This window comes from Sphingomonas sp. Leaf407, from assembly GCF_001425385.1.
GTDB lineage: Bacteria > Pseudomonadota > Alphaproteobacteria > Sphingomonadales > Sphingomonadaceae > Sphingomonas.
Map to the genome: position 1 here is coordinate 59,658 of NZ_LMQO01000003.1, position 26,957 is coordinate 86,614.

At 66.5% G+C, this 26,957-nt stretch carries 30 protein-coding genes; 15 read left to right on the plus strand and 15 right to left on the minus strand.

Going from position 1 to position 26,957, the window contains the following annotated elements; genetic code table 11:
• Both egtB and egtD read left to right on the plus strand, forming a co-directional pair.
• Entirely contained in the window at positions 1–1,263 is a 1,263-nt protein-coding gene (gene egtB / locus ASG37_RS09640) for an ergothioneine biosynthesis protein EgtB (RefSeq protein WP_055759006.1), read from the plus strand.
• Positions 1,263–2,237: an L-histidine N(alpha)-methyltransferase gene (gene egtD / locus ASG37_RS09645; RefSeq protein WP_055759008.1), complete on the plus strand. Its 975-nt coding sequence runs from the start codon at positions 1,263–1,265 to the stop codon at positions 2,235–2,237. Before egtB ends, egtD begins: the two co-directional genes overlap by 1 nt.
• 89 nt (positions 2,238–2,326) lie before the next feature.
• Here egtD and ASG37_RS09650 read toward each other — a convergent pair whose 3' ends face one another.
• The gene (locus tag ASG37_RS09650; protein WP_055759011.1) at positions 2,327–3,421 is read right to left on the minus strand and encodes a DUF1176 domain-containing protein; all 1,095 of its coding nucleotides are present in this window, start codon (positions 3,419–3,421) and stop codon (positions 2,327–2,329) included.
• Between the two features lie 82 nt (positions 3,422–3,503).
• Here ASG37_RS09650 and ASG37_RS09655 point away from each other — a divergent pair, with 82 nt between their 5' ends.
• From ASG37_RS09655 to ASG37_RS09665, 3 genes are all read left to right on the plus strand, one after another.
• Positions 3,504–4,373: a 3-hydroxyacyl-CoA dehydrogenase NAD-binding domain-containing protein gene (locus tag ASG37_RS09655; protein WP_055759014.1), complete on the plus strand. Its 870-nt coding sequence runs from the start codon at positions 3,504–3,506 to the stop codon at positions 4,371–4,373.
• Between the two features lie 107 nt (positions 4,374–4,480).
• A complete protein-coding gene (locus ASG37_RS09660; protein WP_414888071.1) occupies positions 4,481–4,846 on the plus strand; it encodes a hypothetical protein in 366 nt (121 codons plus the stop codon).
• Positions 4,843–5,043: a helix-turn-helix transcriptional regulator gene (locus ASG37_RS09665; protein WP_055759016.1), complete on the plus strand. Its 201-nt coding sequence runs from the start codon at positions 4,843–4,845 to the stop codon at positions 5,041–5,043. The genes ASG37_RS09660 and ASG37_RS09665 overlap by 4 nt, the downstream gene beginning before the upstream one ends.
• Before the next feature lie 185 nt (positions 5,044–5,228).
• On the opposite strand, the gene ASG37_RS09670 is transcribed toward ASG37_RS09665, so the two are convergent.
• The 3 genes from ASG37_RS09670 to ASG37_RS09680 form a co-directional block, all read right to left on the minus strand.
• Positions 5,229–5,531 carry a YggT family protein gene (locus tag ASG37_RS09670; protein WP_055759019.1) on the minus strand — a complete coding sequence of 101 codons (303 nt, stop codon included), beginning with the start codon at positions 5,529–5,531 and terminating at the stop codon, positions 5,229–5,231.
• 58 nt (positions 5,532–5,589) lie between these two features.
• The gene (gene argB / locus ASG37_RS09675) at positions 5,590–6,486 is read right to left on the minus strand and encodes an acetylglutamate kinase (RefSeq protein WP_055759021.1); all 897 of its coding nucleotides are present in this window, start codon (positions 6,484–6,486) and stop codon (positions 5,590–5,592) included.
• A 277-nt stretch (positions 6,487–6,763) separates the two neighbouring features.
• A complete protein-coding gene (locus ASG37_RS09680; protein WP_055759024.1) occupies positions 6,764–7,417 on the minus strand; it encodes a queuosine precursor transporter in 654 nt (217 codons plus the stop codon).
• A 136-nt stretch (positions 7,418–7,553) separates the two neighbouring features.
• Here ASG37_RS09680 and ASG37_RS09685 point away from each other — a divergent pair, with 136 nt between their 5' ends.
• Together ASG37_RS09685 and ASG37_RS09690 are read left to right on the plus strand one after the other, a co-directional pair.
• Positions 7,554–8,816 (plus strand): NupC/NupG family nucleoside CNT transporter, encoded by a 1,263-nt coding sequence (locus tag ASG37_RS09685; protein WP_055759027.1) that lies wholly within the window; start codon positions 7,554–7,556, stop codon positions 8,814–8,816.
• An 84-nt stretch (positions 8,817–8,900) separates the two neighbouring features.
• Positions 8,901–9,308, plus strand: coding sequence for an Hpt domain-containing protein (locus ASG37_RS09690; protein ID WP_082448214.1), 408 nt, complete (start codon positions 8,901–8,903; stop codon positions 9,306–9,308).
• Positions 9,309–9,356: 48 nt separating this feature from the next.
• On the opposite strand, the gene bfr is transcribed toward ASG37_RS09690, so the two are convergent.
• The 4 genes from bfr to purL form a co-directional block, all read right to left on the minus strand.
• On the minus strand, positions 9,357–9,848 hold the full coding sequence (bfr, locus tag ASG37_RS09695; RefSeq protein ID WP_055759029.1) for a bacterioferritin: 492 nt from the start codon (positions 9,846–9,848) through the stop codon (positions 9,357–9,359).
• 104 nt (positions 9,849–9,952) lie between these two features.
• Positions 9,953–10,123 (minus strand): bacterioferritin-associated ferredoxin, encoded by a 171-nt coding sequence (locus ASG37_RS09700; RefSeq protein ID WP_055759032.1) that lies wholly within the window; start codon positions 10,121–10,123, stop codon positions 9,953–9,955.
• Positions 10,124–10,205: 82 nt separating this feature from the next.
• Positions 10,206–11,426, minus strand: coding sequence for a DUF418 domain-containing protein (locus ASG37_RS09705; RefSeq protein ID WP_156349105.1), 1,221 nt, complete (start codon positions 11,424–11,426; stop codon positions 10,206–10,208).
• Entirely contained in the window at positions 11,419–13,641 is a 2,223-nt protein-coding gene (gene purL, locus ASG37_RS09710; protein WP_055760423.1) for a phosphoribosylformylglycinamidine synthase subunit PurL, read from the minus strand. Before purL ends, ASG37_RS09705 begins: the two co-directional genes overlap by 8 nt.
• Before the next feature lie 278 nt (positions 13,642–13,919).
• Between purL and ASG37_RS09715 the strand changes: the two genes are divergently transcribed.
• Positions 13,920–14,156 (plus strand): hypothetical protein, encoded by a 237-nt coding sequence (locus ASG37_RS09715; protein WP_055759039.1) that lies wholly within the window; start codon positions 13,920–13,922, stop codon positions 14,154–14,156.
• 41 nt (positions 14,157–14,197) lie between these two features.
• Here the strand turns inward: ASG37_RS09715 and ASG37_RS17665 are convergent, their stop codons facing one another.
• The 6 genes from ASG37_RS17665 to aroQ form a co-directional block, all read right to left on the minus strand.
• Complete coding sequence (locus ASG37_RS17665) at positions 14,198–14,464, minus strand: hypothetical protein (RefSeq protein WP_156349106.1); 267 nt, start codon at positions 14,462–14,464, stop codon at positions 14,198–14,200.
• A 10-nt stretch (positions 14,465–14,474) separates the two neighbouring features.
• Positions 14,475–16,058 (minus strand): phospholipase D-like domain-containing protein, encoded by a 1,584-nt coding sequence (locus ASG37_RS09720; RefSeq protein ID WP_055759042.1) that lies wholly within the window; start codon positions 16,056–16,058, stop codon positions 14,475–14,477.
• Positions 16,059–16,256: 198 nt separating this feature from the next.
• Positions 16,257–16,592, minus strand: coding sequence for an arsenate reductase (glutaredoxin) (arsC, locus tag ASG37_RS09725; RefSeq protein WP_055759045.1), 336 nt, complete (start codon positions 16,590–16,592; stop codon positions 16,257–16,259).
• Between the two features lie 354 nt (positions 16,593–16,946).
• On the minus strand, positions 16,947–18,299 hold the full coding sequence (accC, locus tag ASG37_RS09730) for an acetyl-CoA carboxylase biotin carboxylase subunit (RefSeq protein WP_055759048.1): 1,353 nt from the start codon (positions 18,297–18,299) through the stop codon (positions 16,947–16,949).
• 1 nt (position 18,300) lies between these two features.
• Complete coding sequence (gene accB, locus ASG37_RS09735; protein ID WP_055759051.1) at positions 18,301–18,813, minus strand: acetyl-CoA carboxylase biotin carboxyl carrier protein; 513 nt, start codon at positions 18,811–18,813, stop codon at positions 18,301–18,303.
• Between the two features lie 38 nt (positions 18,814–18,851).
• Complete coding sequence (aroQ, locus tag ASG37_RS09740) at positions 18,852–19,298, minus strand: type II 3-dehydroquinate dehydratase (RefSeq protein ID WP_055759054.1); 447 nt, start codon at positions 19,296–19,298, stop codon at positions 18,852–18,854.
• Positions 19,299–19,409: 111 nt separating this feature from the next.
• On the opposite strand from aroQ, the gene thiS reads away from it, so the two are divergent.
• Together thiS and ASG37_RS09750 are read left to right on the plus strand one after the other, a co-directional pair.
• Positions 19,410–20,414 (plus strand): sulfur carrier protein ThiS, encoded by a 1,005-nt coding sequence (thiS, locus tag ASG37_RS09745; protein ID WP_082448216.1) that lies wholly within the window; start codon positions 19,410–19,412, stop codon positions 20,412–20,414.
• Positions 20,415–20,503: 89 nt separating this feature from the next.
• Positions 20,504–20,686: a CsbD family protein gene (locus tag ASG37_RS09750; RefSeq protein WP_055759057.1), complete on the plus strand. Its 183-nt coding sequence runs from the start codon at positions 20,504–20,506 to the stop codon at positions 20,684–20,686.
• Between the two features lie 88 nt (positions 20,687–20,774).
• Here ASG37_RS09750 and ASG37_RS09755 read toward each other — a convergent pair whose 3' ends face one another.
• Positions 20,775–22,427 (minus strand): thiamine pyrophosphate-binding protein, encoded by a 1,653-nt coding sequence (locus tag ASG37_RS09755; protein ID WP_055759060.1) that lies wholly within the window; start codon positions 22,425–22,427, stop codon positions 20,775–20,777.
• Positions 22,428–22,552: 125 nt separating this feature from the next.
• Here ASG37_RS09755 and ASG37_RS09760 point away from each other — a divergent pair, with 125 nt between their 5' ends.
• The 5 genes from ASG37_RS09760 to ASG37_RS18140 all read left to right on the plus strand — a co-directional run bounded on the left by ASG37_RS09760 (position 22,553) and on the right by ASG37_RS18140 (position 26,921).
• A complete protein-coding gene (locus tag ASG37_RS09760; protein ID WP_055759062.1) occupies positions 22,553–23,254 on the plus strand; it encodes a CoA transferase subunit A in 702 nt (233 codons plus the stop codon).
• A 140-nt stretch (positions 23,255–23,394) separates the two neighbouring features.
• Positions 23,395–24,285 carry an HAD family acid phosphatase gene (locus tag ASG37_RS09765; RefSeq protein WP_055759065.1) on the plus strand — a complete coding sequence of 297 codons (891 nt, stop codon included), beginning with the start codon at positions 23,395–23,397 and terminating at the stop codon, positions 24,283–24,285.
• A gap of 6 nt (positions 24,286–24,291) precedes the next feature.
• Positions 24,292–24,927, plus strand: coding sequence for a CoA transferase subunit B (locus ASG37_RS09770; protein ID WP_055759068.1), 636 nt, complete (start codon positions 24,292–24,294; stop codon positions 24,925–24,927).
• A 429-nt stretch (positions 24,928–25,356) separates the two neighbouring features.
• Entirely contained in the window at positions 25,357–26,802 is a 1,446-nt protein-coding gene (gene leuC / locus ASG37_RS09775; RefSeq protein ID WP_055759071.1) for a 3-isopropylmalate dehydratase large subunit, read from the plus strand.
• On the plus strand, positions 26,799–26,921 hold the full coding sequence (locus ASG37_RS18140; protein ID WP_268795720.1) for a hypothetical protein: 123 nt from the start codon (positions 26,799–26,801) through the stop codon (positions 26,919–26,921). The genes leuC and ASG37_RS18140 overlap by 4 nt, the downstream gene beginning before the upstream one ends.
• The last annotated feature ends 36 nt before the right edge of the window (positions 26,922–26,957 follow it).

The window sequence follows — 26,957 nt, forward strand, 5'->3', positions numbered from 1 at the left end:
ATGCAGTCGATACCGGCCTCCGCCACTGCGCCATGTCTCTGGCTCGCCGATCGCTTCCGCGCCGTCCGCGCGCTTACCGACTCGCTCGCCGCGCCGCTGTCCGATGCCGATGCCAGCGTGCAGTCGATGGACGATGCTTCGCCGGTAAAATGGCATCTGGCGCACACCACCTGGTTCTTCGAAACCTTCGTCCTGCGCGACCTTGTACCCGGTTATGCGCTCCACGACGACCGGTTCCCGTTCCTGTTCAACAGCTATTACGAGGCGGAGGGGCGTCGCCACGCCCGCGCCCGGCGCGGCATGATTACCCGCCCGTCGCTGGACGAAGTGCGCGGCTACCGTGCCGCCGTCGACGCCGCACTGATCGCTGCCTTGCCCGATCTGCCGCCAGCCGCGCTCGAACTGGTGGCCCTGGGATGTCATCACGAGGAACAGCATCAGGAATTGTTGCTGACCGACATCCTGCATCATTTTAGCGAAAACCCGCTCGAACCGGCGATGTTCGCCCCCGAACCCAAGCGCCCGGTCGCCGTGCCGCCGCCGATCGGCTGGATCGAACACCCCGGCGGCATCGTGCAGGCCGGGCATTGCGGCAAAGGCTTCGCGTTCGATTGCGAAGGCCCGCGCCATGATACGCTGCTCCACCCCCATGCCATTGCCGATCGCACCGTCACCAACGGCGAATGGGCCGAGTTCATCGCCGATGGCGGGTACACGACCCCGAAGCTGTGGCTCGCCGACGGCTGGGCGTGGGTGCAGGCCAACCGCATCGACGCCCCGCTGTACTGGGAGCGGCGCGGCGACGTCTGGACCCGCTTCGGACTCGACGGGCGCCGCGCGATCGATCCCGCCGCGCCCGTCACCCATGTCAGCTTCTTCGAGGCCGACGCCTATGCGAGTTGGGCCGGCGCGCGCCTGCCGACGGAATTCGAATGGGAGGCGCATGCCGCGTCCCACGATCCGGCGGGCGGCAACCAGCTCGACGCCGCCGGCCCGGTCGAACCGCGCCCCGCCGCGCACGGCCCCGCCTTTTTCGGCGACGTGTGGCAATGGACGGGCAGCGCGTACCGCCCCTATCCCCGCTTCCGCGCGGTCGAAGGCGCGGTCGGCGAGTATAACGGCAAGTTCATGAGCGGCCAGTTCGTGCTGCGCGGATCGTCGTGCGCCACCCCGCGCGGCCATGCCCGCACCTGTTACCGCAATTTCTTCTATCCCCACCAGCGCTGGCAATTCACCGGCGTCCGGCTCGCCAAGGATCTGTGATGCTGCTGACCGACGAAGCGCCGATGGCGACCCGCGCCGACCCCGCGTTCCGCGCCGACGTGCTCGCCGGGCTGCGCTTGCCGCAAAAGGCGATTCCGGCGCGCTGGTTCTATGACCGGCGCGGCTCCGAACTGTTCGAGGAGATCACCGCGCTCCCCGAATATTATCCGACGCGCGCTGAAACCGCGATCCTTCACACCATCTGCCCCGAACTGGTCGGTGCGGTGGGGGATGGGGTTGCGGTGGTTGAATTCGGCTCGGGATCGTCGGTCAAGACGCCGATCGTGCTCAACTGCATCGAACCGGCGGCGTATGTCCCGATCGATATTTCGGGCGACTTCCTGCGCAGCTCGTCGGCCGCGCTGGCGAAGCAATTCCCCGGCCTGCCGGTGCTGCCGGTCGAGGCCGATTTCATGAAGCCGGTGCCGCTGCCGGCGGAAGTCGCCGACATGCCCAAGCTCGGCTTCTTCCCCGGATCGACCATCGGCAACATGGAGCCGCAGGCCGCGACCACGTTGCTCGCCGCGATGCGCGACTGGCTGGGCGAGGGGGCGTTGCTGCTGATCGGCATCGACCGGATCAAGGATGCGGCCATCCTCACCGCCGCCTATGACGATGCCGCCGGCGTCACCGCCGCGTTCAATCTGAACCTGCTCGAACGGATCAACCGCGAGTTGAACGGGACGGTGCCGATCGACGCCTTCGTCCACGAAGCGCGCTGGAACGACGATGCCGCGCGCATTGAAATGCACCTGAAGGCGGTGCGCGACATCCGCTTCACCATCGACGGCCACGACCTGTCGATGACGGCGGGCGAGACGATCCACACCGAAAACAGCCATAAATACAGCGACCGCGACGCCCGCCTGTTGCTGCGTGCCGGCGGCTGGACTCCCCGCCAGCAATGGTGCGGCACTGACGGTGCTTTCTGCGTAATTCTTGCCGAAGCCCGCCCCTTGCCCATCGCGCCCTGACGCAAGGGAGGCATCGTCATCCCGGCTAACGCCGGAATCCACTGTGCCACAACCGCAAAACCGTTACCGGACCCACAAAAGCGCAACCTTCACCGCACCACCTGTACCGTCCACGTGCGGATGAAATCGATACTCCCGCGACATTCCTCCATCTCGCGCCGCTCGATCAGGCGGAACTGCGCCCCGTCCCATGCGAAGCGCTGGCCGATCCCGCAATCGCCCAGCCCACGCCCCTTGGCATCGCTCGACAGTATGTCGTCAGCGAAATCGGCGTTGATGAGGAACGGCGTGCTCGCCGCCAGCCCCAGCGACCCGCCGTCGAACACCGTCGGCGTATCGAACGCCGCCGGCACGGCCTTGCCCGCCGCAACCACGAAGATTGCCGTCACGATATTATACGCCCCGGTCAGGCACGGCACCAGCGCCAGCGTCCGCCCCCCGCCCAGTGCCTTGGTGGTGACGTCGGGCAGGTCTTCGCCCTCGCACTTCGCGTTCTGCCGCATCGCCTTGACCAACTGCGGGTCGAGCAGCGCCGCCTCGCCCCGAATGGTCGGGGCCAGCACCACCGGCAGTGCCGGGACTGCCCGGTCGTCGGGGCGGTTCCCCTTGGCGATCAGCGCCCCGGTCGTGCCGGCGCGACCCTGCTGCGCATCCGCCCAGCGCAGCGCCGCCGACGCCCCGGTCAGCGACAGCGTACCGATCGCCTGTCCGTCGCCACCGGTGATCGCCGCTGACCGTCCGCCCGCGATCGCGCGGGCGATCGTCGCCGCCGGCGCGCCGGTCCACTGCGTGAACTCGCCCGCCCGCGCGCCGCCGCGCACCACCGCCACGTCATCGACCGTGATCGTCAGCGGCAGGCGCGGTTCGCCCTCGCTCTGTACCCGCACCCGGATCGCCCCGTCCGGCCCGGCCGCCCGCTCGATCGACAACAGCACCGGCGGTGCCGGGGCATCCTCGTTCATCAATGCGTTCGCCTGACAGGTGGCGCCATTGTCGCATCCCACCGTCCAGTCGGTGAAGGTCTTGAGTCCGCCCGGCGCCGGTGCGGTCCGGCTATCGGCGACCGTGGCGGGCGAGGATGCCGCCGGGGCGGGGGTGGCGCCGTTCCCGCCGGGGTCGCGATCGGTCGAACCGCCGCAGGCGAGGAGGGGCAGGGCGAGGAGCAGGGACAGGAGCGCGCGCATGGCCGATGCGTTACCGCCATGGACGAACCACGCAAACCCGCTATCGCGGGCGACAGGGCAGAATAGTCGAGAGAGGTAGCATATGCAGACGGTTGGAGTGATCGGCGCCGGACAGATGGGCGCGGGCATCGCGCAGGTATCGGCACAGGCGGGCTATGCCGTGTTGCTGTCCGACGTATCGGTCGACCGCGCGCAGGCGGGCAAGGACGGCATCGCGAAGCAGCTCGCCCGCGCGGTATCGAAGGAAAAACTGACCCAGGCGGACGCCGACGCCGCGCTCGAGCGGATCACGCCGGTCGGCGATCTCGCCGCCATGGCCCCGTGCGATCTGGTGATCGAGGCCGCGACAGAGCGTGAGGCCATCAAGCGCCAGATTTTCGAGACCGTCGGCAAGGCGCTGTCCGACACCGCGATCCTCGCGAGCAACACCTCGTCGATCCCGATCACCCGGCTGGCGCAGGCTTCGCCCGATCCGGCGCGTTTCGTGGGCGTGCATTTTTTCAATCCCGTGCCGGTGATGGGCCTGATCGAACTGATCCGCGGCCTCGCCACCAGCGACGTGACCGTCGCGGCGGTCGAGGCGTTCGGCCAGAGCTTGAACAAGCGCATCGTCCATGCCAACGACGCGCCCGGCTTTATCGTCAATCGCGTGTTGATGCCGATGCTCAATGAAGCCTGTTTCGCGCTAGGTGAGGGCGTGGCGACGATCGCCGACATCGACGCCGCCTGCCAGTTGGGGCTGAACCATCCGATGGGGCCGTTCACGTTGGCCGACTTCATCGGCCTCGACACCTGTCTGGAAATCACCCGCGTGCTGTTCGAGGGGACGGGCGATCCCAAATTCCGCCCCGCGCCGCTGCTGGTGAAATATGTCGAGGCCGGCTGGTACGGCCGCAAGGTCAAGCGCGGCTTCTACGACTATAGCGGCGCCGAACCCGTCCCGACGAGGTAAAGGACGCTTGACGTAAAGCGAGCTTGTCATGTAAAGCGTCCTTCACAATAGTGGAGGACGCCAACATGCCCATGCCGCAGGAAATCAAACGTTACACCGTCCGACTGGTGAGCGTCATGACGCTCTACGGTGTCGCGCTGGTCGGGGTTAACCTGTGGTTCCGCTACAGCGCGCCCACCGGCGCGCTGGCCTATCTGGCGGCGGTGTTGCCAGCGATGCCGATCGCGCTGGTATTCGTGGTAATCGGGCGGCTGCTGGTCGAGATGCACGACGAATATCTCCGGGCACAGATGGTCCGCGACATTCTGGTGGCGACCGGAGTCACCCTGTCGATCACCACCGCGCTGGGCTTCCTTGAAGGGTTCGACCTGATCGGGCACGTCCGGGGCTATTATGCCGCGACGATCTGGTTCGGTGCGCTCGGCGTCGCGACCTGCACCCGCACGCTTGCCAGCCTGCGGGGATCGGAATGAACAACCACCTGAGAGCCCTGCGCGCCGAGCGGGGCTGGTCGCAACAGCACCTGGCGGAGCGGCTGGAGGTATCGCGCCAGAGCGTCAACGCGGTCGAGACGGGCCGCTACGACCCGTCGCTCCCACTCGCCTTCCGCATCGCCGAACTGTTTGACCTGCCGATCGAGGCGGTCTTCGTCAGCCCGTCGCGCGGTTAGAGTGGTTTTCGATCAGATTGGATCATCATCACGGAGCCGGTTTCGGTTGGGGGCAAGGCGCGAGGAGGGCGCGATGCTGAAGCATCGTGACCGACGAGCAACGCAGCCCCGGATCGAAACCGGCCCGCCGCGCACGCGGTCGCCCGCAGGGCGATGACGATGGTTCAATCTGGTCGGAAACCACTCTAGATGAACATCCCCACCGTATTGCGCGCGATTGCGGGAATGATGATGCGATCGACGATCTGGATCAGGATCAGCACCACGAACGGCGCGAAATCCATTGCCCCGAAGTCGGGAAGGATGCGCCGGATCGGGCGATAGATCGGCTCGGTCAGCGTCACCAGACCACTGTAGAGCTGACGGACCACGTCGTTCTGCGTGTTGATGACGTTGAACGACAGCAGGATCGACAGGATCGCCTGAACGATGATGATCCACCACAGGATGTTCAGGAGCACCTGGACGATTTCGAGCAAGACGTTCAACGCAGCACCTTTCGAATGACGGCCTGACTATAGGGCGTGCGGGGCGGCACTCCAAGCCTCAGGCGCGAACCAGCGTGCCTGCACCCTGTTCGGTAAAGATTTCGAGCAGCATCCCGTGCGGCACCCGACCGTCGAGGATGACCGCCGCATCGACGCCCTTGGCTACCGCATCGACGCACGTCTCGACCTTGGGGATCATGCCGCCCTTGATCGTGCCGTCGGCCTGCAACGCGGCGATACGCGCGGGGTCGAGGTCGCGCAGCAACTCGCCCTGCTTGTCGAGCACGCCCGCGACATCGGTCAGCAGGAAGAAGCGCGACGCCCCCATCGCGCCTGCGATCGCGCCCGCCATGGTATCGGCGTTGATGTTATAGGTGTGGCCGTCTGCGCCCAACGCCACCGGGGCGACGACCGGAATGAAACCGTCGCGCGCGAGGCTGTGGAGGATCGTCGGGTCGACATTGCTGGGCGTGCCGACGAAGCCCAAGTCGACATGGCGCTCGATGCCCTGCGTCCGGTCCGGCTCACTGCGGTTGACCTTTTCGGCGGTGACGAGCTGCGCGTCCTTGCCCGAAATGCCGACTGCCTTGCCACCCGCCTGCGCGATCCACGCGACGATTTCCTTGTTGATCTTGCCGGCCAGCACCATTTCGGCGACCTCGGCGGTGGCGGCGTCGGTGACGCGCAGGCCATCGACGAAGCGCGATTCGACGCCGAGCCGCTTAAGCATCGCGCCGATCTGCGGCCCGCCGCCGTGGACGACGACCGGGTTGATGCCGACCGCTTTCAGCAGCACGACGTCCTCGGCGAAATCGCGCGCCAGTTCGGGGTCGCCCATCGCGTGCCCGCCATATTTCACCACGAACGTGCGGCCCGCATAGCGTTGCAGATAGGGCAGCGCCTCGGTCAGCGTTTCCGCCTTGGCGAGCATGCGGGGGTCGGGTGCGTTCGTCATGGCCGCGCCTTTAGCGGCCTATCGCGGGCGAGGGAAGAAGTTGGGTTCACGCGGAGGCGCGGAGTGAAGAAGGGAAGTGAATTTTCGCGCAGAGGCGCAGAGGCGCAGAGAGGGTGTGGACCGGAAGAGTTCGGCCTGTTCGGCGAAGCCTCTCGCTTCGCTGTATCGGCAATCAGAGAGCCGCTATCGCGGCAGGCGCAACCTCTCTGCGCCCTCTGCGCCTCTGCGCGAAAACCTCTTCTTCTCCGCGTCTTCGCGTGAAACCGAATCCCTATTCCTACCGAACCCGATCGAGCCACCGCCCCAGGCCGACGAACGCATAGATCAGCGGCGGCACCAGCACGATCGACAGAACGACCTTGGCCAGCATCTGCCCGACCACCAACTCGCCGATCGGGAACACGCCATAGAAGGCAACCGAGATGAAGATCAGCGTATCGACGATCTGCGACAACACGCTGGCGATCGCCGCGCGCAGCCACAGCAGCTTGCCTTGCCCACGCTTCAGCCAGTCGAAGATCGTGACGTTCAGCGTCTGCGAGATGCCATAGGCGAGGATACCCGCTCCCCAGATGCGCGGCGTGGCACGCATCATCAGGTCGAACGCCGCCAGTCGTTCGGGTTCCATCGATGACGACGGCGGGACTGCCAGCACGACCAGCAGCAACACGATCGAGGTCACGAGCGGGATGAATCCGAACTGCACCAGCCGGTTGGCGACCGACCGGCCATGCAGTTCCGCCACCGCGCTCGACACCGCGACCAGCAGCAGGAAAGCGAAGATGCCCGCTTCCACCGCCAGCGGCCCGATCGCGACCTGCTTGTTGCCCAGCACCCCGGCGATGCACACCATGCCGCCGTAGAAGATCGAGAGCAGGAACAGCGACCGCGGCATGTTGATGGTCGCAGGGGCGGAGGAGGGTGTCGTCATGACCCCTGCTACCGTTCAAATCGCCCATATGCAAAAGCGTTTGTCTCGGCTGGCATCGGCGAGCGCGCCATGGCATGTCACCGGCGTTTGGGTTGCCTTGGCGGACGGGCGACGGGGTAGGGTAGTTCAGCTTCACATGACACGGTTTCTCATCGGCATAGCCGGCATCGTCGTGATTCTCGCGATCGCCGTCGCGCTGTCCACCAACCGCCGGGCGATCCGGCCGCGCGTCGTGGGGTCGGCCTTTGCGCTTCAGGCCGGGATCGCCGTGCTGGTGCTCTATACGCCATGGGGCAAGGGCGTGCTGGGCTTCCTGTCGGGTGGCGTCGCCAATCTGCTGGGCTATGCCAATGCCGGCACCACCTTCCTGTTCGGGCCGCTGGCCCGGCCCGAGATCGGCGGCACCAGCTTCGCCATCGCCGCGCTGCCGGTCATCATCTTCTTCGCCTCGCTGGTGTCGATCCTCTATTATCTCGGCATCATGCAGTTGGTGGTGCGCTGGATCGGCGGCGGCATCGAAAAGGTGATCGGCGTCAGCAAGGTCGAATCGCTGTGCGCTGCCGCCAACATCTTCGTCGGGCAGAGCGAATCGCCGCTCGTCATCCGCCCCTATCTGTCGGGCCTGACCCCGGCGCAGTTGTTCACGGTGATGACCAGCGGCATGGCCGGCGTGGCGGGGACGATCCTCGCCGCCTATGCCTCGATGGGCATCCGCATCGATTTCCTGCTGGCGGCCAGCTTCATGGCGGCGCCGGGCGGCATATTGATGGCCAAGATCATCATGCCCGACACGCCCGAGCCGCCCGCCGGCGAATTGCCGCTGGGCGACGACCGCGAGGCCGAAGCGATCGCGCTGGCCGAGGCGACGCATGACGAGGAGCGCCCGGCGAACCTCATCATGGCGGCGGCGCAGGGCGCGCAGACCGGCGTCAAGCTGGCGGTCGCGGTCGGCGCGATGGTGCTGGCGTTCGTCGCGCTGGTCGCGCTCGCCAATGGTTTGCTCGGCGGGGTGGGCAACTGGTTCGGGGTCGCCGACCTCAGCTTCCAGCGGCTGCTCGGCTATGTCTTCGCGCCGGTCATGTTCCTGCTGAACGTGCCGTGGAGCGAGGCGGGCATCGCCGGCGGGCTGTTCGGGCAGAAGGTCGTGCTGAACGAATTCGTCGCCTATATCTCGCTCGGCGAAGCGGGCAGCGCGCTGTCGGCGCGGACGATCGCGATCGTCACCTTCGCGCTGTGCGGTTTCGCCAATTTCTCGTCGATCGCGATCCAGATGGCGGTGACGGGCAGTCTGGCTCCCAATCAGCGGCCGATGATCGCCCGGCTCGGCATTCGCGCGCTGATCGCGGGCAGCCTTGCCAATCTGATGTCGGCGGCGCTGGCGGGGTTGCTGATCGCCTGATTGTAACCCTTTGTTTACCGGGGTTCCGGTAGCCTTCGGGCGGGTCTTCGTGCGGGGCCATAACGGGTGGCAAGGGCAGGCGTGATGGAGCAGGGGCTGATCGATGCGGGGGCGCTTGCGGCCGCGCGCGCCGAGCTTGGCGGCAACTTCGTCCGCATTCTCGGCTATTTCCGCGAAGATGGCGTGAAATCGGTTTCGGCGATCGAATCGGCGATGCGCGATTCGAATGCGGCGGCGATGGTGTTGCCGGCGCACACGTTGAAGGGCGAGTCGCGCCAGTTCGGCGCGGAAATGCTGGCGGACATCGCCGAAGGGATCGAGACGATCGCGCGAAGCTGCGTCGAGACGCACGACGATCCGTCCGAGGCGCTGGAGCATGTCGCCCGGCTGCGTCCGTTGTTCGACGCGACGCTGGCGGTGCTGGAGCGGACCAGCAACCCGCTCGCCACGCGCCGGCCCGCCGGTTTCGGACGGCGCGTCGCCGTCATCTGACCGGGCCGGGACCCGACCGCATCCTTCGGATACGGTCGGGGATAATCCTCAGCCTTCCATCTTGTCGTATTCGGACTTCGAATTGAGCTGGATGTAGTTGTGGATGCCCATGCGTTCGATCATCTCGAACTGGGTTTCCAGCGTGTCGACATGCTCTTCCTCGTTCATGAGGATTTCGGCGAACAGGTCGCGGCTGACGAAGTCGCGCACGCTTTCGCAATAGGCGACGGCTTCACGCAACTGCGCCACCGCCTCGACCTCGATCGCGAGATCGGCCTTGAGCACTTCCTCGACCGTTTCGCCGACGCGCAGGCGGCCCAGAAGCTGGAAATTGGGCAGGCCGTCGAGGAACAGGATGCGCTCCGCCAGACGGTCGGCGTGCTTCATCTCGTCGATCGATTCATGCCGTTCGAACTGGGCGAGCTTGTAGACGCCCCAATGGTCGAGCAGGCGATAGTGCAACCAATATTGGTTGACCGCCGTCAGCTCGTTCCTGAGCGCCTCGTTGAGAAATTCGATGACCTTGGCGTCGCCCTTCACGGATACCGTCCCTTATCTGATGATCGGTATCGTTCTACGCGCATCGCCGGCAATGTGACAGCCAAAAATCGGCGGAAATCCGCGACTTTGGGCGGTTGCGAACGCTACGCAGCCGCGCGTTCCGAATCGATAATGGCTCGCGCGAACGGTACGCACTGGCCACATTTCGCCTGGCAGCCGAGCGCGCGATAGGCCTGGCAGGTGGTGTTCGCACCACAGCGCGCCGCGTGGCGGACATCGCGTTCCCGAATGGCATTGCAGACGCACACGACCATGATCGACCCCTCGCTCTGGACAGGGCCTTGATAGCGCTAGTGCAAATCGGTCGCAACACTTATTGCGTTTCAATCGCAAGTTTCATTGAGCGCTGATCCGTATCGGTTGTACCTGCCACCGCGACAACGACCGCCACAGCCACTCGAACGGGCCATAGCGAAAGCGCGACAGCCACCACGGCGACCAGAGCAGCATGGCGATGCACATCGCCGCGACGAACGGATAGAGACCCGCGCGCGAAAAGCGTCCGAACAGGCCCAGCCCCCAGCCGTAGAACAGGAAGCACATCACGATGCTGGTCGCGAGATAGTTGCTGAGCGCCATCCGCCCGACATCGGCCAGCCGCCGTGCCAGTGGTCCCTGTGCCCGGCCGGGCAGGACGAGGACGGCTGCCCAGCCGGCGATCATGATCGCACGGGGCATGATCGCCAGCACCAGCGGCCCTGCGACGATCGCCAGCGTGTCGAGGTCGCGCGACGCCATCCATGCCGCGATCAGCGTATAGCCGCCACCGCCGAGGCCGATACCGGTGATGGCCCAACCGAGGTAGCGCCGCTGCGACCACTGGCCGGTCAGCATGCCTGATCGCAGCGCGGCCATGCCGAACACCATGTACGCAAGGGTTTCGAACCCGATGAGGACGGTGTTCGACAGGTTGATCGCCAGTTGGTTCAGATTATGCGCGACGATGCCGCCGAACCCGCCGCGGAACAGCGCCAGTTGCGCGGCGATCGTGGCGGGATCGGGCACGCCGAAGCCTTCCTCGAACTCGCGAAGGCCGGCGGCGGCCTGCGCGGTATGGGCCGTTGTCATCGCCAGAAACGACAGCGGTATCGATCCCATGAGCAGCAGGTCGACGACGCTCAGCGCCACGCCGAACGCGATCAGCCGCCACGGTTCATGATGGCGGAACAGGAATGCGACCGACCCGATCAGCGCATACTGGACGAGGATATCGCCCGACCACAGCAGCACGGCATGCGCCAGCCCCAGCACCAGCAGCCACGCCATGCGCCGATAATGGACTAGCGCCGCATCGTCCCCGGCGCGATCGGCGATCAGCAGCAGCGAAGCGCCGAACAGGAACGAGAACAGCCCGCGCATCTTGCCGTCGAACGCGACGAATACCGCATAATAGGTCCAGCGATCCGCCGGCCCGTCCAGCCCATAGGCGCGCGGCGACAGATACGCCGCCTCCGGCATCGCGAACGACACGATGTTGAGGAATACTATCCCCATCACCGCTACCCCGCGCACCGTATCGAGCGTGGCGATACGGTGCGCGGGGGGAAGGTCAGGCAAGGGCGGCGTCTGCACCCATGAGCGCCGGGAAGAAGCCCTCGTGCGCGGTGCGCAGATCGGCGAGCGATACCGCGAAATCGCCGTCGGCCAGTTCGAAGATGATCCGGCTGCCGATGGTCCGGCCGATCGGCTCGGCATCGACCCCGGCCTTTTCCGCGCCCTGCAGGAAGCCCAGCAGTGCATGGTCGTGGACGGTGACGATATAGACGCCCTGATCCTCGGCGAACAGCGAGCGGGCGATGTCGTCGAACGGCAGCTTGCGGTCGAGGATCGCACCGACGTTCCCGGCGAGTGCCATTTCTGCGACCGTTACCGCGACGCCGCCGTCGGACACGTCGTGGCATGCGGTGATCTGACCCGACAGGATCGCCTGGCGGATATAGCCACCGGTGCGGCGCTCGCCATCGAGATCGACCGGCGGTGGCGGGCCTTCCTCACGGCCGTGCAGCTCACGCAGCCACAGCGACTGGCCGAGCGGGCCGGTACGGTCGCCGACGCGCAGGATGATGTCGCCGGTTTGCTTGAACGCGATCGTCGCCGACTTTTCCCAGTCGGCCAACAGCCCGACGCCGCCGATCGCCGGGGTCGGCAGGATCGCCGAGCCACCGCCGGTCGCCTTCGATTCATTGTAGAGCGACACGTTGCCCGACACGATAGGGAAGTCGAGCGCGCGACACGCCTCGCTCATCCCGTCGAGGCAGCTGACGATCTGGCCCATGATTTCGGGGCGCTGCGGGTTGGCGAAGTTGAGGCAGTTGGTGACGGCCAGCGGCGTCGCGCCGACCGCGGTAAGGTTACGATACGCCTCGGCGATCGCCTGTTTCCCGCCCTCGACCGGATCGGCGAAGCAATAGCGCGGCGTGCAGTCGGTGGTCATCGCTAGCGCCTTGCGCGTGCCATGCACCCGCACCACCGCCGCGTCGCCGCCGGGGCGCTGCACCGTGTCGGCACCAACCATGTGGTCATATTGTTCCCAGATCCAGCGGCGGCTGGCGATGTCGGGCGATCCCATCAGCTTGAGCAGATCGGCGGCCGGATCGGTGGATTCGGGCACGTCGGTCAGTTCGGCGGGCTTTGGCGTTGGCACATGCGGCCGGTCATAGAGCGGTGCGTCGTCGGCAAGCGGCCCTAGCGGAATGTCCGCCACCACATCGCCCTGCCATTTCAGCACCATGCGGCCGGTGTCGGTAACATGGCCGATCACCGCGAAGTCCAGTTCCCATTTGTCGAAGATCGCCTTGGCGAAATCCTCGCGGCCGGGTTTCAGCACCATGAGCATCCGCTCCTGGCTTTCCGACAGCATCATCTCATACGGGGTCATGCCGCGTTCGCGCTGCGGCACGTCGTCCATCACCAGTTCGATGCCGACCCCGCCCTTCGACGCCATTTCCACCGACGAGGAGGTGAGGCCGGCCGCACCCATGTCCTGAATCGCGACGATCGCGTCCGACGCCATCAGTTCGAGGCACGCCTCGATCAGCAGCTTTTCGGTGAAGGGATCGCCGACCTGCACGGTCGGGCGCTTCTCCTCGGCATCCTCGCCGAAATCGGCCGAGGCCATGGTCGCGCCGTGGATGCCGTCGCGTCCGGTCTTGGAACCGACATAGACGATCGGATTGCCGATGCCGCTGGCGGCCGAATAGAAGATTTTGTCCGTGTCGGCGATGCCGACGGTCATCGCGTTGACGAGGATGTTGCCGTCATACGCCGGGTGGAAGTTCACTTCCCCGCCGACGGTCGGCACGCCGACGCAATTGCCATAGCCGCCGATGCCGTGGACGACGCCCGCGATCAGATGGCGCATCTTGGGATGATCGGGCCGGCCGAAGCGCAGCGCGTTGAGGTTCGCGATCGGGCGCGCGCCCATCGTGAACACGTCGCGCAGGATGCCGCCGACACCGGTCGCCGCCCCCTGATAGGGTTCGATGTACGACGGGTGGTTGTGGCTCTCCATCTTGAAGATCGCCGCCTGTCCGTCGCCGATGTCGATGACGCCGGCGTTCTCGCCCGGGCCGCAGATGACCTGCCGCCCGGTCGTCGGCAGCTTCTTCAGGTGGATGCGGCTGGATTTATAGCTGCAATGTTCTGACCACATGACCGAGAAGATGCCGAGTTCGGTGAGGTTCGGCTCGCGCCCCATGGCGTGGAGCACGCGCTCATATTCTTCGGGGCTCAGGCCGTGTTCGGCGACGATCTCGGGCGTGATCTGGGTCATGGCCAGCGCCTCTAGCGCGCGGAGGTCGCGGGTGCCAGCGGGTTTCGTGCGGCACGTGGCGTGGCGATCATTGTGCATGTGCAGCAAGTTTTGGTGTGACTATGGTGCCCGAACCTCTCCGTGCGTTGCAGCAAAGCTACAATCGGTACGCAACCGCATCCATTCCGGCGGATTCCCGGCAATTCCATTGTCCCGTCAATGGAACCCGTTATCGTCCTGTTGATCGGTATTCGACGCCGCACGTCGTGGCGTCGGGCCGAGGCAAGGGAGATAATGCCATGGTTTCGAAGTTCCTCACCGCGCTTGCTGCAAGTGCGCTGGTCGCCGCCCCGATCGCCGCCAACGCCCAGAATGCGTCGGCCCTGTCGATCGCCAAGTCGGTCCGCGCGAGCGCGCCGCAGAAGGCATCGAACAAGCTGGCCGGCGGCGGCATCGTGTTCCTGCTGCTCGCAGCGGCGATCGTCGCGGGCGGCGTGTACATCGCGGTCGACGACGACAACTCGGACAGCAACTAAGTCCGGGGTCGGTGCGGGGGCGCTATCGCCCCCGCCCGGTTTCAGCTTTTCGCGACAGGCTTCGGCCAGCCACGGCGGGCGATCAGGCCGACGATGCTGTCGCAGAACATTCCTGCCAACCACAACAAGAACACGGCATCCGGTTCGAAGGGCGCCCCGTCATGGAACCATCGCCACATCTGGATGACGAGCAACGATACTCCGACAAGTGCGACGATTGGCGTCAGCCATCGGGGAACATCGTACCGTAGTGCGATCACGCTGACCGTGAATTGCAGCCAAGCCCAGATCGCCAGTCCCCAGAGCATCTGCGCGCCTCTACCGCTGTCGCTTGTTCCACGCCTGCCATAGCATCATTCCCACCAGCGTCCCACCGGCTACCACGCCGCCGACCGCGACCGCCGTCACCACCGGGGACAGGGTGTCGTCGGCGCGGTGGAGATGCGGGCGGTGCTTCGCCAGCCGGCGCAGCAGCGGCTTGCGGGTCGAGAAGGCCTCGAACATCTCCTCGGGACCTTCGGGATCGAGGACCTTGTTGTCGGCCAGCCATTCCATGACGCCGTTGAGGTCGGGAATCTCATAGGGCCGCAGCGAGCGGCCGTCCCCGCGCAGTTCCTCGATCGTCGCGATCAGCGAGTCCGTCCGTGCCAGCGTGTCCTGTACCACCTGACAGGTTACGTCGAGGTGTTCGGCGAGCAGCGAATCGCGGATGCCAGCGATGGTGCGGCGTTCGTCGGCGTTGGCGCTGCGGGTCGCGTCGATCGTCACGTCGCATTCGGTGTCGAGCCGGAGCGAACGGTTGTTGAAGTTGGATGAGCCGACGCGCAGCAACTGGTCGTCGATCACCGTCACCTTGGCATGGACGTAGATCGCCGTGCCGCCGGCGGTGAAGGGATGATAGAGCCGCAGCCGGTCATGCCGGTCGCGTTCCTTGAGCGCCTGGAAAATCCGGGCGCGCGCCGAATCCATCGCGATCGGCTCCAGCCAGCCTTCGGCAGTGGTCGGGTTGACGATCACGACTTCCGGGCCATCGGCCTCGTCGAGCCGCCGGGCGATCGCCTCGGCGACCTTGCGCGAGGCGAAATACTGGCTCTCGGCATAGATGAAGCGTTCGGCGCGGGCGATCAGGTCGAGGTAGAGCGCCTCGATCTCGTGGACCGGCACCTGTTCGGCCATTTCGGGGATGGTGCGGGCAATCGCGACCTCGACATCGGTGAAGTCGGCTTCCAGCCCGTCGGGCCAGCAGCCACCGGCATCGGTCGGCCGGGGCAGGTCCTCGCCGCCCGACACCTGCCAGCGGGCGCGGCACATGTCGCCGAGCGCAGCGGCGATCGGCCCTTCCAGGGCGGTGGTGACGTCGTGCCACGGCTTGTAGGGGGTGCCGTCGGGTTCGATCCTGCGGGGATCGTCGTCGATATGTTCGCGCGTGTCCCACCGGTCGACGGTCATGTCGATGCCACCGCAGAAGGCGACGTCGTCGTCGATCACGACCACCTTCTGGTGATGCGATCCGGCGACCGGATGATGCCCGTCGAGCCGGAGGTGGACCTGCGGATCGTTGATCCATTTGGCGATGCGCAGCAGGGTCTGGCCGTGGAACAGCGTCTTGATCGCGCCGGTATCCCACCGCAGGATATGGACCTGAAGCCCCGGCGTCCGGCGGACCAGCCAGCTTATGAATTCGCCAACCTTTTCAGGGCCTTCGGTCGCCGCATCGGTCTTGAAGCGGATGCGCGCATCGAAATCCCAGCCGATCAGCAGGATCTGTTTGCGGGCTTTGAGCATCGCGGCGCGGGCGGCGGCGAAATAATTATCGGCATCGACCAGCACGGTCGCGCGGGTGGCCTGCTCGATCCGCCAGCAGTTGCGGTTCGGGTCGAGCGGAGGGGTATGAAGCGCCATGGCCGATGCAATGACAGGCAAACGTTACGGTTCCAAGCGATTACGGCGGGTTAGTCGAATGCGCCCGGTCCAAAGTTTACAAAGTTTACACTAACGACGTGTTTCGTTGCTGTTCCTGCCTCCCCCGATCGATGCGCTGGCCCATGCCGCACGCGAAGGCGGCGAGCATGGCAGGGCGCGCCGCTGTAGGACAGCGCTTCAGAGCAGGTCGAGCAGCCGTTCGGGTGGACGGGCGATCACGACGCCCTTGTCGGTCGCGACGATCGGGCGTTCGATCAGGATCGGATGCGCGGCCATCGCGGCGAGGATCGCGGCGTCATCGGCACCCTTCAGCGCTTTCGCTTCGGCTTCGCCGGTGCGCAGCGCTTCGCGCGCGGTAATGCCGGCGCGGGCGAACAGGGCGCCGAGGGTTTCGGCGTCGGGCGGGGTCTTGAGATATTCGACGACGGTCACGGTCGCGCCGGCTTGGGTGAGCAGCGCGAGCGCGGCGCGCGATTTCGAGCAGCGCGGGTTGTGATAGATCGTCGCGTTCATGGTGTTCCCCAAGTCCGATCGGCATTCTGTTCGCCGGTGCCGGCGACTTGCTCCATCATACGTCGTCACTTCCGCGCAGGCGGGAGTCCATATGCGCCAGCGTTGCGGGTCTGGCTGAAACGTCGGCGGTTATGGATTCCCGCCTGCGCGGGAATGACGAACATCCATGGCTGTCGCTCAGCGGCGATCGATCCGAGCTTTCCCTAAACGTCGCCCCAGCGAAGGCTGGGGCCTCTCGCGGTTCTTGTCGCGTGCTGTCACCGGGAGATCCCAGCCTTCGCTGGGATGACGTTGGCGGCGATCGGGATATGCGGGTTCCGGCGGGGAGGACCGTGCCCTCCCCGCCGGAGAGGGTCAGTCCGGGTTGCGGGCCAGCCATTCCTCCAGCCACTTGATCGTATAGTCGCCCTGGTTGAACTGCGGATCGTCGATCAGCGCCTGATGCAGCGGGATGGTGGTCTTCATCCCCTCGATCACGAATTCCTCCAGCGCGCGGCGCAGGCGCATGATGCAGCGTTCGCGGGTGGTGCCATAGACGATCAGCTTGGCGATCATGCTGTCGTAATAGGGCGGCACGCGGTAGCCGGCGTACAGGCCGCTGTCGACGCGGACGTGCATCCCGCCGGGCGCGTGGAAATGCTTCACCGTGCCGGGCGAGGGGGCAAAGGTCTTCGGGTCCTCGGCATTGATGCGGCATTCGATCGCATGGCCGTGGAAACGGACCTGTTCCTGACCACAGGTGAGGCCATGCCCTTCGGCGACGCGAATCTGTTCGCGAACCAGATCGATGCCGGTAATCATTTCCGTGACCGGATGTTCGACCTGAAGCCGGGTGTTCATTTCGATAAAATAGAACTCGCCGTTTTCCCACAGGAATTCGATCGTGCCAGCACCACGATAGGCCATGTCGGCCATCGCCTTCGCACAGACCATGCCCATGCGGTTGCGCTCTTCCTCCGACAATACGGGGGAGGGGGCTTCCTCCAGCACCTTCTGGTGGCGGCGTTGCAGCGAACAGTCGCGTTCGCCCAGATGGATCGCCTGGCCGTTGCCGTCGCCGAACACCTGGAACTCGATGTGGCGCGGGTTGCCGAGATATTTCTCCATATAGACGGTGGCGTCGCCGAACGCCGCCTTCGCCTCGGAGCCGGCCTGCTGCATCAGCGTTTCGAGCTGGTCCTCGGAATTGCAGACCTTCATGCCGCGGCCGCCGCCGCCCGAGGCCGCCTTGATGATGACCGGATAGCCGATCGACGCGGCGATCGCCTTGGCTTCCTCGACATCGGCGATCGGGCCGTCGGAGCCGGGGACGAGCGGCAGGCCGAGCTTGCCGGCGGTGCGCTTGGCCTCCACCTTGTCGCCCATCACCCGGATGTGCTCGGGCTTCGGCCCCACGAAGATCAGATTGTGCAGCTCGACGATCTCGGCGAACTTGGCGTTTTCCGACAGGAAGCCATAGCCCGGATGGATCGCGTCCGCGCCGCTGATCTCGGCGGCCGAGATGATGTTGGGGATGTTGAGATAGCTGTCGGTCGCCGACGGGGGGCCAATGCAGATCGCCTCGTCCGCCAGCCGCACGTGCATCGCGTCGGCATCGGCGGTCGAATGGACCGCGACCGTCTTGATCCCCATTTCGTGGCAGGCGCGGTGGATGCGCAGCGCGATTTCGCCGCGGTTGGCGATCAGCAGTTTCTTGATGTCGGGCATGTTATTCGACGACTACCAGCGGCTGGTCGAATTCGACCGGCTGGCCGTTCGATACCAGGACCTGCGTTACGGTGCCCGCCGCCGGGGCGACGATCGGGTTCATGACCTTCATCGCCTCGATGATGACCAGCGTGTCGCCGGCCGACACCTTCTGGCCGACCGCGACGAACGGCTTGGCTTCGGGATTGGCCGCCAGATAGACGGTGCCGACCATCGGCGATGTGACGGGCGGCACCGCGCTGACCGGGGCGACGGCGGCGGCGGCCTCGATCGTGGTGGTGGCGGCCGCCAGTTGCGGCTGGACGGGGGCGGGGGCATAGGCCGGGGCATAGTTTGCCGCCTGTACCGGCGCATGTTTGCGCACCACGCGGACCTTGCGCGCGCCGTCCTCGACCTCGACCTCGGTCAGATCGGTTTCGTCGAGCACCTGCGCCAGCGCGCGGACCAGATCGATGTCGACGCGCATCGCGTGGCTGGTGAACGGCGTTCCTTCGCCCTGATTGTCGTCTGCCATGCCTACCCCTTAACGATTCTCAAAAAACCGCGCCTGTGTCAGATGCGGGCGGCCGCTTCAAGCGCGACCAGATAGGAGAGCGCGCCGAACCCGGCGACGGTGCCCCGTGCCGCGCGCCCGATGAAACTGGTGTGGCGGAAGTCCTCGCGCTTGTGCGGGTTGGACAGATGGACCTCGATCACCGGGGTCTTCACCGCCTTGATCGCGTCATGGATCGCGACCGAGGTGTGGGTGAAGCCGCCGGCGTTGAGCAGCACCGCCTTCGCCCCTTCCGCCTGCGCCTCGTGCAGCCAGTCGATCAGATGGCCTTCGTGGTTCGACTGGCGCAGATCGATGGCGAGGCCCAGCTCGCGCGCGCGATCCTCCAGCATGCCGGCGATGTCGTCGAGCGTGTCCTGCCCATAGATTTCGGGCTCGCGCAGGCCCAGCAGGTTCAGGTTCGGGCCGTTCAGGACATAGACGGTGGCGGGCGCGGGGGATGGCACGGGCGGCGGCTTTCGGTTGCGGGTGCGCGGGCGCGGTCCCTATATGCAGCGCACCATACCCGGACCGGGGGGCGCAAGTCGAGACTTTGGCGTGCCCCGACAGGAGACGACATGCACAGCGACGGCACCATCACCATCACGGTCAACGGCGAGCACAGGCGGATCCGCGACGGGATCACGCTGGCCGAGCTGGCCGCGCAGATCGGACTGGTGCCCGAGAAGGTCGCGGTCGAGCGCAATCTGGAGGTCGTGCCGCGATCGACACTGGCGCAGGTCGTGGTCGAGGATGGCGACGATCTGGAGATCGTCCACTTCGTCGGCGGCGGCGATCATGGGGCGAAGGTGGCCGATGATCGCTGGAGCGTGGCGGGCCGGACGTTCCGTTCGCGGCTGATCGTCGGCACCGGCAAGTACAAGGATTTCGAACAGAACGCCGCCGCCGTCGCCGCATCGGGTGCCGAGATCGTGACCGTGGCGGTGCGCCGCGTGAACGTCAGCGATCCCAAGGCGCCGATGCTGACCGACTATATCGATCCGAAGAAGATCACCTATCTGCCCAATACCGCCGGCTGTTTCGATGCCGACAGCGCGATCCGCACGCTGCGGCTGGCGCGCGAGGCGGGCGGGTGGGACCTCGTCAAGCTGGAGGTGCTGGGCGAGGCGCGCACGCTGTATCCCGACATGGTCGAGACGCTGCGCGCGACCGAAGTGCTGGCCAAGGAAGGGTTCCTGCCGATGGTCTATTGCGTCGACGATCCGATCGCCGCGAAACGGCTGGAGGATGTCGGCGCGGTCGCGATCATGCCGCTGGGCGCGCCGATCGGGTCGGGATTGGGCATCCAGAACCTCGTGACGATCCGGCTGATCGTCGAGGGGGCGAAGGTGCCGGTGCTGGTCGATGCCGGCGTTGGCCAGGCGTCCGATGCGGCGGTGGCGATGGAGCTGGGCTGCGACGGCGTGCTGATGAATACCGCGATCGCCGAGGCGAAGGACCCGGTGCTGATGGCCGCCGCGATGAAGGCGGCGGTCGAGGCCGGGCGCATGGGGTATCTGGCGGGGCGCATGCAGCGGCGGCGCTATGCCGATCCGTCGAGCCCGCTCGCCGGTCTGATATGAATTAAGTTTAATGGAACCCGTGGTGGTGATGGTAGTTTGTATCATCGCAATCCAGCGAGGGAAACCTCGCCAACCCGCAGGAGCCAATCATGGGTGAATTCACCGACAAGCTCGCCGCCGCCGGCAACAAGATCGCCGGCAACGTCAAGGAAGCCGTAGGCAAGGCGACCGACAACGAGCGGCTGGAAGCCGAAGGCGAGGCCCAGCAGGCCAAGGGCACCGGTCAGGACGTCAAGGGCAGCGTCAAGGGCGCGCTCGGCGACAAGATCTGAGCCGTACGGCACCGCGTATCGCCGACGTAGTGGCGAATGGTGTCAAAGAGCCGCTCCGGGAAACCGGGGCGGCTCTTTTCGTTTCGGCCTATCGCGCGCGGATCGCGGCGATGGTGGTGCCGTGGGTGATGACCTCGATGTCGGTTTTCAGGTGGAGCAGGCGGACGCCGCTTCGCGCCAGCGCGCGGTCGAGCGCGGGGGCGAACTCCGCCGTCGTTTCGACAGTTTCGGCCCAGCCGCCATGGGCGCGGGCGAGCGCGGCGAAATCGGGGTTGGCGAGCGCGGTGCCGCTTAGGCGCGCAGGGTATTCGCGTTCCTGGTGCATGCGGATCGTGCCGTAGCCGCCGTTGTCGACGACGATGACGAGCAGGTCCGCGCCGTGCTGCACGGCGGTGGCGAGTTCCTGCCCGTTCATCAGGAAATCGCCGTCGCCCGCCACCGCGACCGCCAGTTTGTCCGGTTCGCGCAGCGCGGCGGCGACGGCGGCGGGGACGCCATAGCCCATCGCGCCGCAGGTCGGGGCAAGCTGCGTGCCCGACCAGCCATAATGCCAGTAGCGATGCCACCAGCCCGAGAAATTGCCCGCGCCGTTGCAGATGATCGTGTCGTGGCCCGACAGCCGCTCGCGCATCGCCGCGACGCATTGGCCGAGGTCGAGCGTGACGTCGCGCGGCGCGGGGGTCGACCATGCGAGCCATTCGGCATGGGCTTCGGCACCCGAGGGATGCGGATTGGCCGGCGGTTCGGCGCGGGCGAGCATGGCGGCGAAGGCGAACGGATCGGCGGCGACAGCGATATCGGTGCGGTAGACGCGGTCGAGTTCGGCCGGGTCCGGATGGACGTGGATCAGCGTCTGGCCCGGATGCTCGGGGGTGATGAGCGTGTAGCCGTCGGTCGTCGCCTCGCCCAGCCGCGCGCCGACGACGAGCAGCAGGTCGGCGTCCTTGATCCGCTGCACCAATTTGGGCGAGGGGCCGTAGCCGAGGTTGCCGGCCCAGGCGCGGGTGTCGTTGGCGATGGCGTCCTGCCGGCGGAACGCGCCGGCGACGGGCAGGCCCCAGTCTTTGGCGAAGGCGGCGAAGGCGGCGCCGGTCGCCTTGTCCCACCCTGCGCCGCCGACGATCGCGACCGGGCGTTCGGCGCGGCGCAACTGACCCAGCAGATCGGCGAAGTCCGCCGGGTCGAGCGTGGCTTCGAGTTTCGCGAGCGGCGGCCGGTCGGTGGTAACGGCCTGCTCGACCAGCATGTCCTCGGGCAGCGCGATCACGACCGGGCCGGGGCGGCCGGAGGTCGCGGTGCGCCACGCGCGGGCGATATATTCGGGGATGCGCGCCGGATCGTCGATGCGCAGCACCAGCTTGGCCAAGGGAGCGAACATCGTCAGGAAATCAACTTCCTGAAACCCTTCGCGGTCGCGATTGCCACGGTCGACATCGCCGATGAACAGCAGCATCGGCACCGAATCCTGCATCGCGACATGCACCCCGATCGAGGCATTGGTCGCCCCCGGTCCGCGCGTGACGAAGGCGACGCCGGGCTTGCCCGTAAGCACCGCATCGGCACAGGCCATGAAGCCGACGCCGCCTTCCTGCCGGCAGGTCACGAGATTGATGGCGGGCGTGTCGTGCAGCGCGTCGAGCACCGCGAGGAAGCTTTCGCCCGGAACGTGGAAGATGCGGTCGCAACCATGGATGCGCAGCGCGTCGACGAGGATGCGGCCGCCGGGTCGTGGACTTGTCATGACCCCACGCTATCGCCTGCGCCGGAGCAGCGCCAGTATTCGGCGAAATCGACGGCTGGTCCGGCTGCTTGACCCGGTGTGGCCGCCATGCCTAATCCGCGTCGAGCGACCAGAGGAGAGAGCGAGTGAAGAAGCTGTACCCCGATGCCACGGCGGCGCTGGACGGATTGCTCCACGACGGCATGACGATCTGCGCGGGCGGCTTCGGCCTGTGCGGCATCCCCGAACGGCTGATTGACGCGATCGAGGCGTCGGGCGTCCAGCGCCTGACCATCGCCAGCAACAACGCCGGGATCGACGGGCAGGGTCTGGGCAAGCTGCTGCGCAGCCGACAGGTCGCCAAGATGATCTCGAGCTATGTCGGCGAGAACAAGGAGTTCGAGCGGCAGTATCTCTCGGGCGAGCTGGAGGTCGAGTTCTGCCCGCAGGGCACGCTGGCCGAGCGGTGTCGCGCAGGGGGGGCAGGGATTCCGGGCTTCTACACCAAGACGGGCGTCGGCACGCTGGTGGCCGAGGGCAAGGAAGTGAAGTCGTTCGACGGGGAGGACTATATCCTCGAACGCGGCATCCGCGCCGACCTGTCGATCATCAAGGGGTGGAAGGCCGACGAGAGCGGCAACCTGATCTTCCGCAAGACCGCGCGCAATTTCAACCAGCCGATGGCGACCGCCGCCAACCTCTGCGTCGCCGAGGTCGAGGAGGTGGTGCCGGTCGGCAGCCTCGATCCCGACACGATCCACCTGCCGGGCATCTATGTGAAGCGGATGATCGTCGGCAGCCCGTACGACAAGCAGATCGAGTTTCGTACCGTGCGGGAACGGGCGTGATGCGGTTGGACGAGCGTGTTCCGCAACCACGCCTTCACCCCGGACCTGTTCCGGGGGCCGCTGATCCACGGCCACAACGCGCGTTGCTTTCGCAGCACGGTGGACCCCGGAACAAGTCCGAGGTGACGATGGGGCGGGGGATGATCCGCGCGCTTGCTACAGGCGCTGCGGCGTTCGCGCTGTCGGGGTGTGTCGTCGCGGTCGGCAACCAGTCGGCCCCGCCTGCCCCCGCGACCGTCGCGGGCGTGCCGGCGGGGATGCAGTATCTCTATGGATCGGGCGAGGCGGCGGCGGCCAGTCGCCAGACCTATGCCGCGCTGGTGCGCTATGTGCAGCAATATCAGCGTGACCGCATGACGCTGCGCCGGATGCCGTTGCAGGCGGTGCTGACGCCCGGCGCGACGCTGGCCGAGCCGGGGCAACTGCCCTGCACCGGGCCGGCCGCCGTGGTGTTCGACGTCGACGAAACCGTGCTGCTGAACACCGGTTATGAATATTCCGACGCGCGCGGCGGGCTGTCGTACGATGCGACGCGCTGGGAACGGTGGGAGCGGTCCGACGGACGCGCGACGCAGGCAGTGCCGGGCGCGGTCGAGGCGCTGGCGGCGCTCAGGGCGGCGGGGGCGACCGTGGTGTTCAACTCCAACCGCAACGCCGCGACCGCACGGTTCACCGAAGCGGCGCTCGATCGGGCGGGCCTCGGCCCGGCGAAGCATGGCGAAACACTGTTCCTGAAAGGCGACACGCCGGGCGGGTCGGCCAAGGACGCGCGCCGGGCGATGATCGCGAAGCGCTATTGCGTCGTGGCGCTGGTCGGCGATCAGCTCGGCGATTTCAGCGACCTGTTCAACGCCGGGCTGAAACCGGCCGAGCGGCGCGCGGCGGCCAATGCGCCGGCGATTGCCTCGCTGTGGGGCAATGGCTGGTTCGTGCTGCCCAACCCCGTCTATGGCACCGCGCTGGCGGGCGATTTCGACGATGTGTTCCCCAATGATCTGCGCTGGAGCGATCCCGGCGCGCGCAAGGAGTAAGCCCGCATGGCATGGACCCGCGACGAAATGGCGGCACGCGCCGCGCGCGAGCTGAAGGACGGTTTCTACGTCAACCTCGGCATCGGCATCCCGACGCTGGTGGCGAATCATATCCCCGAGGGGGTCGAGGTGACGCTCCAGTCGGAGAACGGGATGCTCGGCATCGGGCCGTTCCCTTACGCCGGCGAGGAGGACCCCGACCTGATCAACGCCGGCAAGCAGACGATCAGCGAACTGCCGCAGTCGGCCTATTTCAGCAGCGCCGACAGTTTCGCGATGATCCGCGGCGGGCACATCGACCTGACCGTGCTGGGCGCGATGGAAGTGGCCGAGAACGGTGACATCGCCAACTGGATGATTCCGGGCAAGATGGTGAAGGGCATGGGCGGGGCGATGGACCTCGTCGCCGGGGTGAAGAAGATCATCGTGGTGATGGAGCACACCTCCAAGAACGGCGATGCGAAGTTCATCCCCGCATGCACGCTGCCGCTGACCGGCAAGGGCGTGGTCGACATGATCGTCACCGATCTGGCGGTGTTCCAGCGGGCGGACCATGACAGCCCGTTCCGGCTGATCGAATGCGCGCCGGGCGTGACGCGCGAGGATGTTCGGGCCAAAACCACCGCGGCCTATGTTGAGTAGGAAAGCCGGGTTCACGCGAGGGCGTTGAGACGCGAAGGTGGAAGGGTTGTTCGCGCGGAGGCGCGGAGGTGCGGGAAGAAGGTAGTTTTCGCGCAGAGGCGCAGAGGCGCGGAGAGGTTGCGTTCCGGGCGGCTGTGGTTTGTCGGGCGAAGCCTTTATGTTCGTTGCGGCGGGGGTGAAGGGTCGCTGTCGCGACTGTCTTGTGCCGCACACGGTCTCCGCGCCTTCGCGTGAACCAGACTATCGCCCTGCCGTATCGTGCAGCCTGACCCCCACGGTAGCGTCACCTCGACAATGGCGATGGTCATCGCCACGCCTGTCATCGCATCGGCGAACCGGTAGCGGTTTCGGGTCCCCGAACCGGGTCTTTACGCAAGGAAATGTTGCCTTGCCTTCCGATCGGGCGCGTTTTCGGTTAACGGCAGGGCCATGAGCAACACCCCGCGCACGCTGTACGAGAAAATCTGGGACGATCATGTCGTCGAACGCCGCGACGACGGCACCTGCCTGATCTACATCGACCGGCATCTCGTCCACGAAGTCACCAGCCCGCAGGCGTTCGCCGGGCTGCGTGCCGCCGGGCGGCGGGTGCGCCGGCCCGACCTGACGCTGGCGGTGCCCGACCATAATCTGCCGACGACCGCGCGCAGGGATGCGGCGGGCAACCGGTTGCCGATCGCCGATCCGGCGAGCGCCAGCCAGTTGGCGGCGCTGGAGGCGAACGCACCCGATTTCGGCATCCGCTATATCGACGCGACGGCGGCCGAGCAGGGGATCGTCCATGTCGTGGGGCCGGAACAGGGCTTCACCCTGCCGGGCACGACGCTGGTCTGCGGCGACAGCCATACCAGCGCGCACGGGGCGCTGGGCGCGCTGGCGTTCGGCATCGGCACCAGCGAGGTCGAGCATGTGCTGGCCACGCAGACGTTGCTGCTGCAACCGTCCAAGACGATGGAGATCCGCGTCGACGGGACGCTGGGCTATGGCGTGTCGGCCAAGGACGTGGTGCTGGCGATCATCGGCAAGACGGGTGCTGCGGGCGGCACCGGCTATGTCGTCGAATATACCGGTGAGGTCATTCGTGCCCTGTCGGTCGAGGGGCGGCTGACGGTCAGCAACATGTCGATCGAGGGTGGCGCGCGTGCCGGCCTGATCGCGCCCGACGAAACGACCTTCGCCTATCTGAAAGGCCGGCCGATGGCGCCCAAGGGCGCGGACTGGGACCGGGCGGTCGAATACTGGCGGACGCTGCCGACCGACGTGGGCGCGGTGTACGACAAGGTCGTGCGCCTCCACGCCAGCGACATCGCGCCGTCGCTGACCTGGGGGACCAGCCCCGAGGACGTGGTGCCGATCACCGGCGTCGTGCCGTCGCCCGACAGCTTCGCCGATCCGAGCAAGCGCGTCGCGGCGCAGAAGTCGCTCGATTACATGGGGCTGACGCCGGGCACGCGGATGCAGGATGTGCCGGTCAGCTATATCTTCATCGGCAGTTGCACCAACAGCCGGATCGAGGATCTGCGCGCCGCCGCCAGCGTGGTGAAGGGGCGGCGGGTCGCAGGCGGCGTGAAGCAGGCGCTGGTCGTGCCCGGATCGGGGCTGGTCAAGCGGCAGGCCGAGGCCGAGGGGCTCGACCGCATCTTTACCGAGGCGGGGTTCGAGTGGCGCGAGCCGGGCTGTTCGATGTGTCTGGCGATGAATCCCGACAAGGTGCCGCCGGGCGAACGCTGCGCTTCCACCAGCAACCGCAATTTCGTAGGGCGGCAGGGACCGGGTGCCCGCACCCACCTGCTCAGCCCCGCCATGGCGGCGGCGGCGGCGGTGACGGGGCGGCTGGCCGATGTGCGCGAACTGGTGACGGAGCAGATGGCATGAAGCGGGTGTTGATGGCGTTGATCGCGGGCGCGGTGCTGAGCGGCATGGCGGCGGCCTATGCGTCGAGCGTGCGCCCGACGGGCAAGCCGATCACGCCGCGCGAGGATGCGCGTTCGTGATCGCACGGATCGCGGCGGCCGCCGCGCTGCTGCTGA